Source organism: Streptomyces sp. NPDC017991 (genome assembly GCF_044328075.1).
GTDB lineage: Bacteria > Actinomycetota > Actinomycetes > Streptomycetales > Streptomycetaceae > Streptomyces.
This window is the reverse complement of sequence record NZ_JBIRGP010000049.1, coordinates 1-2250: the sequence shown is the minus strand read 5'-3', so window position 1 is coordinate 2250 and position 2250 is coordinate 1. Positions and strand designations below refer to the sequence as shown.

The 2250-nt window shown below is 69.1% G+C and carries 1 pseudogene; it reads left to right on the top strand.

What is annotated here, in order from left to right:
• Nucleotides 1-680: 680 nt before the first annotated feature.
• Nucleotides 681-1795 (top strand): annotated as a pseudogene (locus tag ACH4DZ_RS44990) (IS110 family transposase); the annotation flags it as partial.
• Nucleotides 1796-2250 lie beyond the last annotated feature (455 nt).

The following is a 2250-nucleotide window of genomic DNA, read 5'->3' as shown; positions in this document are numbered from 1 at the left end:
TCACCACGGCCTCGTTCAGCGCACTCACCCCCGACCAGCTCGACCAGCTCGGCGCCCTCCTCGACATCGCCCTCGGCCCCAACCCCACCGACTGACCCCGACCGCTTGACCCACCACCACCCGGAGTTCCGCCATTTGGTGACCAGGCCACGCACCCCCGGCCCGGCCGCGGCGAGCCGGGGTGAGCGCCTCCAGCGTCGCCTCACCGCCCGAGGGGACCGTGACTAGCGTGGTCAGGCCCCAGCCGTACGGGAATTGTGCTTGCGCTCCCTTCCTCGACTGTCAGACTCCGCGACCGGCGGAAACTCATCGGGAGTCCTGGCGCCGCGCCTGGTACAGGCGCCCGATCCCGGTTCCGACCGCCGTTACCAGCGGCTCACACCCAAGCTGGTAGGACAGAGGCCGAGGTGAGCGAGCCCCGTTATGTTCTTCGCGGCCCTGCAAGAGGGCCGCTGGCCTCCGGGCCCGGCATGACTTCCGCCCTCTGTCGAACGGATGACCCGGGGGAGTGGTGCCACCGGGCCCGGGAGGTGCCGTCGGAGACGCTGATCAGAGGTTCGGCCACCGTCCGGTCCGGCGCAATGCCGGACAGCCCGCGGGCGGCAGGTCTGCATAACGTAGATGCGCGAGTACGACACCGACGCCGAGGCCGGATCCGTACCGAAGGACTGGAGAACACCGTGTTCGACACCGGTGACGTGGGCGTGTTCCTGGGCCTGGACGTCGGCAAGAGCGCCCATCACGGTCACGGGCTGACCCCGGCGGGCCGACTTCGACAAGCTGACCGTGAAGTTCGGCACCGTGCTGGTGATCGTGGACCAGCCCGCCGCGATCGGTGCCCTCCCGCTGACGTGGCCCGGGACGCGGGCTGCCAGGTCGCCTACCTGCCGGGCCTGTCCATGCGGAGGATCGTCGGCCTCTACCCGGGCGAGGCTGAAACCGACGCGAAGGACGCGGCGGTCATCGCCGATGCCGCCCGCACGATGCTGCACACCCTGCGCTCGCTGGAACTGACCGACGAGATCACCGCCGAGCTGACCGTCCTGGTCGGCTTCGACCAGGACCTCGCAGCCGAGGCCACCCGCACCAGCAACCGGATCGCGGCCTGCTCACCCGGTCCACCCCTCGCTAGAGCCTGTCCTGGGCCCGCGCCTGGACCATAAGGCCGTGACCTGGCTGCTGGAGCGTTACGGTTCCCCGTCCGCTCTGCGCAAGGCCGGCCGCCGCAGACTCGTCGAACTGATCCGGCCCAAGGCCCCGCGCATGGCCCAGCGGCTGATCGACGATGTCTTCGACGCACTCGACGAGCAGACCGTCGCCGTTCCGGGCACCAGCAGCCTAGACATCGTGATCCCCTCCCTGGCCCGCCCGCATGGCCGTCCACGATCAACGCCAAGTCACAGAAGCCCAGATCAGCACCCTGCTGAAGGCACGCCCTCTTTCGAAGGTCCTGACGTCGCTGCCCGGTGGCGGCTTCAGGACCGCCGCCGTTCTGCTGGTCACCGCCGGCGACGGTACCGGCTTTCCCCCCGCCGCCCATCTCGCCTCTTACGCCGGCCTCGCCCCGGCCACGAAGTCGTCCGGGACATCGATCCACGGGGAACACGCTCCACGCGGCGGCAACCCGCAGCTCAAACGCGCGATGTTCCTGTCCGCGTTCGCCGCCCTGCACGATCCCGCCTCCCGCACCTACTACGACCGATGCCGAGTCCGAGGAAAGAACCACACACAGGCCCTCCTCCGCCTCGCCCGCCAGCGGATCAACGTCCTGTTCGCGATGCTCCGCGACGGCACCGTGGCACCCGCGGCGCGGCCTCCCTGCCGGTCAGCGACGCGCGCGCGGTGGTACGCCAGGAAGGGCACGTCGTCTGGGACGGCCGCCGTGCACGGACCTCTCAGGTGACGAAGGACGGCGACCGGGTCACCGTCTCCGGCCTGGGAGCAGGCCGCCACCGCTTCACCGTCGCCCAGTAGGGCCTGTGTGATGTCGTGATCAGCATTGCCCTACCGGATCCACGGGGAGGATGGATCCGGTTCCGGGGAGGCATTCGCCGCCGGGCCGCGATCGGGGACAGATATGCATCAAGTGGAAACTATGGACATCCGGCGAAACGGGGGCCGCGTCCACACGTAGCGTCCCTATGAGGACTCCGTTAGGTTTTTCTTGATCTTGTTGTTGGGTGGGTTGTGGTGGGGAGGGGTTGCTGGCAGCTGGTGCAGATGCCGGTTCAGCACCTCAGGGTGTCTTGG